At 64.1% G+C, this 7386-nt stretch carries 9 protein-coding genes; 5 read left to right on the forward strand and 4 right to left on the reverse strand.

Annotated features, from left to right (window positions below; all coding sequences use genetic code 11):
- A partial coding sequence (locus ACQRCJ_RS11545) for a DUF503 domain-containing protein (protein WP_427799852.1) occupies window positions 1-294 on the forward strand: 294 nt, incomplete at its 5' end.
- Window positions 278-1294, forward strand: coding sequence for a DHH family phosphoesterase (locus ACQRCJ_RS11550; RefSeq protein ID WP_427799853.1), 1017 nt, complete (start codon window positions 278-280; stop codon window positions 1292-1294). The genes ACQRCJ_RS11545 and ACQRCJ_RS11550, both read left to right, overlap by 17 nt.
- 76 nt (window positions 1295-1370) lie before the next feature.
- Here the strand turns inward: ACQRCJ_RS11550 and ACQRCJ_RS11555 are convergent, their stop codons facing one another.
- From ACQRCJ_RS11555 to argB, 3 genes are all read right to left on the reverse strand, one after another.
- Window positions 1371-1637, reverse strand: coding sequence for a hypothetical protein (locus ACQRCJ_RS11555; protein WP_204626595.1), 267 nt, complete (start codon window positions 1635-1637; stop codon window positions 1371-1373).
- A 1-nt stretch (window position 1638) separates the two neighbouring features.
- Window positions 1639-2718: a hypothetical protein gene (locus ACQRCJ_RS11560; RefSeq protein ID WP_239463959.1), complete on the reverse strand. Its 1080-nt coding sequence runs from the start codon at window positions 2716-2718 to the stop codon at window positions 1639-1641.
- Between the two features lie 158 nt (window positions 2719-2876).
- Complete coding sequence (gene argB, locus ACQRCJ_RS11565; protein ID WP_006008566.1) at window positions 2877-3656, reverse strand: acetylglutamate kinase; 780 nt, start codon at window positions 3654-3656, stop codon at window positions 2877-2879.
- Window positions 3657-3893: 237 nt separating this feature from the next.
- Between argB and gltX the strand changes: the two genes are divergently transcribed.
- The 3 genes from gltX to ACQRCJ_RS11580 all read left to right on the forward strand — a co-directional run bounded on the left by gltX (window position 3894) and on the right by ACQRCJ_RS11580 (window position 6096).
- Window positions 3894-5291 carry a glutamate--tRNA ligase gene (gltX, locus tag ACQRCJ_RS11570; RefSeq protein WP_427799854.1) on the forward strand — a complete coding sequence of 466 codons (1398 nt, stop codon included), beginning with the start codon at window positions 3894-3896 and terminating at the stop codon, window positions 5289-5291.
- A 233-nt stretch (window positions 5292-5524) separates the two neighbouring features.
- Window positions 5525-5836, forward strand: a complete 312-nt coding sequence (locus ACQRCJ_RS11575) for a cyclase family protein (RefSeq protein WP_320861550.1) — start codon at window positions 5525-5527, stop codon at window positions 5834-5836.
- Between the two features lie 20 nt (window positions 5837-5856).
- Window positions 5857-6096, forward strand: a complete 240-nt coding sequence (locus ACQRCJ_RS11580; RefSeq protein ID WP_320861549.1) for a hypothetical protein — start codon at window positions 5857-5859, stop codon at window positions 6094-6096.
- 357 nt (window positions 6097-6453) lie between these two features.
- On the opposite strand, the gene ACQRCJ_RS11585 is transcribed toward ACQRCJ_RS11580, so the two are convergent.
- Window positions 6454-7110, reverse strand: coding sequence for a GNAT family N-acetyltransferase (locus ACQRCJ_RS11585; RefSeq protein WP_427799855.1), 657 nt, complete (start codon window positions 7108-7110; stop codon window positions 6454-6456).
- Window positions 7111-7386: the final 276 nt, after the last annotated feature.

Genomic DNA, 7386 nt, shown 5'->3' on the forward strand with positions numbered 1-7386 from the left:
ATGTTCGTAGCAGTCCTGACTGTGGAATTTGCCCTTGACGGCAACGACAACCTCAAGGCCAAGCGCCGTGTGGCCAACAGTCTGAAGCAAAAGGTACGCAACCGCTTCAACGTGGCCATCGCCGAGGCAGGCACCGAGAACAGCCTGACCCGCCTGCGGCTGGCCGTGACGTCCATCTCCAATAGCGAGAGCCATTTGCGCAGCCGCATGGACAAGTGCGCGCTGATGATGGAAGCCGTCTGCACCGAAGAAATGACCGACAGCGAGGTAGCGATCTATGCCGTTGATGACTGAGATACCCGAAAACTGGCGCGAGCCCGCCGCGCGCATGGTGACGAGCCTGCGCGGTCTGGACCGGGTGCTGGTGGCCGCCCATGTGAACCCCGACGGTGACGCCCTGGGCTCCATGAGCGCCCTGGGCTGGCTGCTGAAGGACATGGGCAAGGAATTCGTCCTCTACAGCCCCTCGGGCGTACCGGACTATCTGTCCTTCCTTCCCTTGCCCTGCACGCTGCTCACCAGCCTTGAGCGCCTGCCCTTCGAGCCCCAGGCCCTGGTCCTGCTGGACTGCGGCGAGCCCCACCGCCTGGGCGACGATCTGGCCGCGGCTCTGGAAGGCCGCTTTGCCGGGACGGCCATCGTCAATATCGACCATCATCTGGGCAGCGACGGCATGGGGACGGTCGACAACTGGATCGAGCCCGCCGCCGCGGCCACGGCCCAGCTGGCGGCCTATGTCTGCCTGGCGGCCGGTCTGCGGCCGGAGGGCCCGCTGGGCGAATCCCTGGCCCTGGGGCTGGTGACCGATACCGGCGGCTTCCTGCACGGCAGCACCACGGCCGCCGTCTTCCGCCTGGCGGCCCTGCTCAGCGACAGCGGCTGTGACATCCACAAGTTGCGCGAAAAGCTCGACAACAACTGGAGCCCGGCCCGCATGTCGCTCTGGGCCCGGCTCATGCAGCGTGTGGAGATCAGCTGCGACGGCCGCGCGGCCCTGGCACTGGCCCGTATGGAAGACCTGCGCCAGTGCGGGGCCCTCAAGGAAGATCTGGAAGGTCTGGTGGAGCAGTTCCGCCGCCTGCGCGGCGTGGAGGCCTCCGGCATCCTGCGGGAGGACGCGCCCGGCGTCTACAAGCTCAGCCTGCGTTCCACGGGCACCACGGACGTGCGTTCCGTGGCCGTGCAGTTCGGTGGCGGCGGCCACCGCAACGCCGCGGGCGGGACGCTGCGCATGGAAGGCGAGGAAGCCTTCGACGCCGTCCGTACGGCCCTGTGCCGCATGTTGCGGGGCTGATCCGGCCAGCCGTGAAAATGGAAAGGGACCGCGTTCGCGGTCCCTTTTTTTATGCGGATATGGCTGCGTCTCCCTGCTAGTCGGGGATGTAGCGGTTGATGGTGGCCGCGCCTTCTTCATGGGCACGGTAGTAGATGCGCAGCTCGCCTTTGTCGTCCAGCTCGAAGCGGGACTCCTGGACAAGGCCGTTGACCTCGGCCGTCATCAGCGCGGAAAGGATGTCTTTTTTATTGAGGGCCCGGAAGGAACCATAGGTGCCCTTGAGGGCCTCGATGATGTCTTCGGGACAGGCTTCGTCCACCGTGGTCAGATACTTGAGGATGGCAAAGTTCAGGGGTCTCATCCTACTGCTCCTTTCTGTGGAAGAGGGCCAGGGGGTTGGTGGCGATGGTGAAGATGCCCACGACCATCAGGACGGCGCCCACCCAGGCCACCGGCACCATGTTCCAGCCGTCCAGACCGAAGACGACGCCCAGGATGAGCCAGCAGAAGAAGGGCCCCCAGAAGGAATAGGCGCCGTTACAGGCCATGCCCAGGGCCGCACCGCACATGGCGTTGCCCCGGTACCAGCACATGAAGTTGAAGTAGCACAGGAAACCGGCCACCACGAACCACTTCATGGAATCCACGTCGGCAAGGGCCTTGCCCAGCATGGCAAAGCCGTCCGTCTGGCCGATCCAGCCCAGGATGGGCACCAGGATGATGAGATTGGAGATGCCGATGGTCACTTCACGGATGGTGATGCCCACTTCGGAATCGATGATGGACACCCCGTAACCGCACACACAGCCTTCGATGCCCCAGCCCAGAGCGGCCAGGAAGCCGAAGAACAGGCCCAGCATCATGTGGGGACGCGCCTCGATGCCGCCCATGCTGGAGAAGCCGATCAGGGCGCTGGCCGAAAGACAGATCAGGATGCCCAGCATCATGCGGGGCGTCAGGGGCTGCCGGAACAGGAAGCGGGCCAGGATGGCGCCGATGGCCGGGCACAGGGCGCTGATGGGCACGACGATGGAGCCGGCCATCTGCAGGCCCACCACATAACAGGTGGAGGCGAAGGGGCCGCCGAACAGGGCCGCCACCAGCATCATCATGCCGGGACGCGTCTTGAAGCTGCGCCCGAAGTCGCCCAGTTTGCCGCGCAGGGCCGCCATGATGAGCGCCCAGATGGCCGCACAGCCGTCAGTGAGGCCGGCGCCCAGGGCGCTCAGCAGAAAGAGGACCGCGAATTCCGACAGGCCGGAATTCTCGCCGTACCAGACGGCCCAGATGCCCATGGCCATGGCGTAGGTCATGAAGGCCGTGTACATGCCGTAGACCATACCGGACGAGACAGCCGTCAGGATGCCCCGCGTCTGGAAACTTTTTTTCATGGCCCGTCTGGCGGCCACGGCAGCCGCACTGGGAGCAGCACATTGTGTCATGACTCCTCCAAATGATCCCTTGCCGGGATCTCAGTAAGTTACAGTGCACATGGCGGCACCGGGCCTTCCCCGCCCAGGCGGGATACCGGCCCCGGTACCGGCAAGGACTGGCAGCGCCGGGAAGGGACGGCCCTCCCGGCATCCTTTCTTCCGCAAAACTAGGCCGTGACCACCGTGCCCAGCGGTTCGCCGTCCAGCAGATAACGGCGCAGGCTGGAGGGCTGGCGGCCATCCAGGATCAGGGCCCGGGAGCAACCTTCGTCCAGGGCATGCAGACAGGACTGCACCTTGGGGATCATGCCGCCGTTGATGACACCGGCCTCGATGAGCTCGGCGATGCGGGCGCGGTCCAGGGAGGGGATCAGCTTCTTGTCCGCATCCAGGACGCCGGGAACGTCGGAGATCAGCACGAAGTAGTCGGCATGCAGGGCCCCGGCCACGGCACCGGCCGCCGTGTCCGCATTGATGTTCAGGGCCTGGCCTTCAGGACCGGAGGCCACCGGCGCCACCACGGGCAGGAAGCCGCCGTCCAGCAGACAGGAGAGCACGGAGGCATCGACCTTTTCCACATCGCCCACCAGGCCCAGCACAGGGTCCTTCACCCGCGCCCGCAGCAGGCCCGCATCACGCCCGGAAAGGCCTGCGGCACGGGCGCCGTGCTGCAAGAAACGGCTGACCACGGTCTTGTTGACCTGGCCGCACAGCACCATCTCCACGGCCTGCATGGTGTCGGCATCGGTCACGCGCAGGCCCTTCTCAAAACGGCTCTCGATGGCCAGGCGGTTCAGCAGGGCGTTGATCTGGGGCCCGCCGCCATGCACCACCACCAGGCGCATGCTCTGCTGCAGAAATGCCATGTCGTCGGCAAAGGCCGCGTTCAGTTCGTCCTTGTCCATGGCATGGCCGCCGTACTTGATGACAACAGTCTGGGTGCTCATATCTTCTCCTTGAGGCACAGGCATGAAAATGCGGTAAGACCGCCTCACCGCTGTAGCACCCCCGGCCGGGGAGGCGCAAGAGGCCCGCCGCTCCCCATGTGCTGCCCGCCATTGCAAGGCAGGCGTATTGGGGTTATCCTGCCCTGCCTTACAGCCGCAGGGGCAAGGCTCCGCACGCCCCCTGCATACCGACCGCAAAATCACCTCGACGGCCTGCCGTCGATGAAGGACAGTACCATGAATAAAGTCGTTACCCGTTTCGCGCCCAGCCCCACGGGCCATCTGCACATCGGCGGCGCGCGTACCGCCATCTTCTGCTGGCTGCTGGCCCGCCACTTCGGCGGCGAGTTCCACCTGCGCATCGAGGACACCGACCTGCTGCGCTCCAAGCAGGAGTACACCGACTCCATCCTGGCTTCCATGCGCTGGCTGGGACTGGACTGGGACGGCCCCCTCAACTACCAGACCCAGCGCACCGAGCTGTACAACAGCTATGTGGACAAGCTGCTGGAGACCGGCCACGCCTACTGGTGCTCCTGCACCCCCGAGGAAGTGGAAGCCATGCGCGAAAAAGCCCGCGCCCAGGGCCTGAAGCCCCGCTACAATGGCTGCTGCCGTGAACGCAACCTGGGCCCCGGCGAAGGCCGCTGCGTGCGCCTCAAGGCCCCCCAGGCCGGCAAGGTCGTGTTCGATGACATGGTCAAGGGCCGCATCGCCGTGGACGTGAGCGAACTGGACGACATGGTCATCCGCCGCGCCGACGGCATGCCCACCTACAACATGGCCGTGGTGGTGGACGACTACGAAATGGGCATCACCCACGTCATCCGCGGTGACGACCACGTGTCCAACACCCCCCGCCAGATCCTCATCTACGAAGCCCTGGGCCTGCCCGTGCCCACCTTCGGCCATGTGCCCATGATCCTGGGCCCCGACCGCCAGAAGCTCTCCAAGCGTCATGGCGCCCGCGCCGTCATCGAATACCAGAACGACGGCCTGCTGCCCCAGGCCTTGGTCAACTATCTGGTGCGTCTGGGCTGGTCCCACGGCGACCAGGAGATCTTCACCCAGGAAGAGCTCATCAAATTCTTCGACGGTACCAGCCTCAACCCCGCTGCCGCCGCCTTCGACCCGGCCAAGCTGGAGTGGATCAACGCCCACTTCATGCGTGAGATGCCCCTGGACGAACTGGCCAAGCTGGTGCGTCCCTTCGTGGAAAAAGCCGGTCTGCCCGCCGATGTCGCCGACGACAAGCTGGCCGCCCTGTGCCACATGTTCCGCGAGCGCGCCGGGGACCTCAAGGCCCTGGCCGAATCCTTCCGTCCCCTGCTGGTCAGCGCCGACGAGCTGGCCTATGACGAAAAGGCCTGCGCCAAGAACCTGACCGATGCCAGCAAGGCCCACCTCAATGCCGTGGCCGAACTCTTCGCCGCCTGCGATCCCTTCGACGCTCCCGGCCTCGAAGCCGTCCTGCACGGTTACATCGAAGGCAACGGCCTCAAGTTCAAGGACGTGGCCCCGGCCCTGCGCACGGCCCTCATGGGCTTCATGGGCGGCCCCCACCTGCCCGAGATCATGGCCTTCCTGGGCAAGGACGCCAGCCTGGCCCGCATCCGCCGCGCCGCGGGCATGTAGTTTTGATCTGATCCGGGTGAGCTGTTGAGGGGAGAGACCCCTTTTGCTTGCGGCAAAAAGGGGCCTCCCCTCTCCCCCAAAACCCGCTCTTATGCGGCCTGTGGCACTCCCGGAAAAAGGTCCCGCAAGCGTACAAGACGCCTGCCCGCTCTTGCAGGCAGGCGTCTTTCATAACTGTCCGAAAACGTCCTTCCTCCGCATCATAACCGCACGTTTCCGCAGCAGGAGGCCCCATGCTTCTCGATCTGACCACCGTCATCGCCCCGGATCATCCTGCCTTGATCTGGGCCCGGCAGCAAGACAATGCCCACATAGCACTGGGTCATGTGGGCACGCACCTGGATGTCTATGAATGCCGCCACATCCCGCTGGAGGCCTTCCGCTGCCCGGGGGTGCTGGCGGATGTGCGACACACGGACGAAGCCGGTCTTGCGGATGTGGATCTGGACGCCATCCCGGCCCGGGCCTTCGTCCTTTTTCGCACCGGCCGGATCGAACGCCATGCATACGGGGAACCCGCCTATTCCATGACCATCCCCAGCTAGCCCCGGAGCTCATCGACGCCTTGCTGGCCCGGCGAATACGTTTCATCGGTATCGACGGTCCCGGCATCCGCCGTCACGCGGAACACGAGCAGGTGGACAGGCACTGCGAACGCCACGGTGTGCATGTCATCGAAAATCTTTGCGGCCTCGGCGATTTGATGCCGGGCAAGCCCTTCACGGTCTTCACCTTCTGGCAAGATGACCCGCAACGTACTGGCCTGCCCTGCCGCGTCATCGCCGAGCAGGACGTCATCATTTAGACAGGCCGCAACAATTTGCCGTGATACACCGGGACAAAGGTATGAAGGCCCCTGCGTCAACGGTCGATAATGCTCCGCCTGTTTCTTTCCCGGCAGAGTATCGCCGCCGGTCTGCGCCATCACCCCATGTCCGGGGAACGTCCCCCATAGAACAGGAAAACTTTTCCCCAAAAGGGAAAGCCTCCACATGGTCACTAGTGTGCCGCAATGGTGCCCAGATCAGCCCGTACAGAATAAAAGGGACTCTGTCTCCCCAGACACGAGTCCCTCAGCTTCATTTCCTTCCTCATATACCCCACAGCGGGAAGCACGCCCCGGAAGAGTCCGTGGAGGACGGCCCCTATCCTTCCTCCTGCCCTAGCATTTAGTCATCCATGTCCCCCAGCTTTCCTTGCGGGCCACATAGAGCAGGTGTTCCGTATCCTGCCCGTAATAATGCTTGCTGAAGCGTCCGCACAGTTCCATACCATTGCGCCGGGCCACCGCCAGAGAAGGCGTATTATCGTCTCTGATGCACGAAAAGACTTCCGGCATACCCAGTACGTCAAAAGCGAATTCCATGCACGCACGGGCCGATTCTGTGGCATATCCGCGGTGCCAGTAGTTCTTTGCCAGCAGATAGCCAACTTCCGGGACCTGCAAGGTCCGGGGCGTGGCATCGATACGCTCGCTGAGCAACGCGGAAGGCCCCTCCTCTTCTCCGGCCGGAGCTTGCCCGCCCTCCTCACCATCAGCCGCAGCGGTACAGGCCGTCACCCCCGCACAGTCCTGCATGGTGATGCCGCACTGGCCGATCATTTCGCCCGTTTCCCGCAGCTCCACGGCCAGGGCACCGTATCCCGGCACCACATAGCGGGCCTGCTGGCGCCGCAGCCAGTCCCAGACTTCCCTGTCACTGAAGGCATGCCCGTAGGCATACATCACCCCGGGATCCTGCAGGTAACGGCACAGGGCCGGGAAATCCGCATCCGTCATGGGACGCAGGCAACAACGTTCCGTCATGATCTCCAGCATCGATCCAGCTCCATCAGTAATATCTTGCGGAGGGCAAAGTGCCCTGTTCTTGTCCGCTTGTCCACAAGGATTTCAGAAAATATTCCAACAGGGAGCCAAGGGCCCCCAAAAAATCGCTGCATTACTCCGGCAGCCCACAACGCCACCTGCCTGGTTCGGTACGCCCCGCGATCCCTTGTCTGCCTCGCCCTCGCCGCAGCTCCATTGTGCTCGCGTATGGCCTTACGGAATGCCGGTCATCCGGCCTCACCGCAGGGCCCCTCATCCTCGCACAGA

The organism is Desulfovibrio sp. SGI.102, assembly GCF_050314315.1.
Classification (GTDB): domain Bacteria; phylum Desulfobacterota; class Desulfovibrionia; order Desulfovibrionales; family Desulfovibrionaceae; genus Desulfovibrio.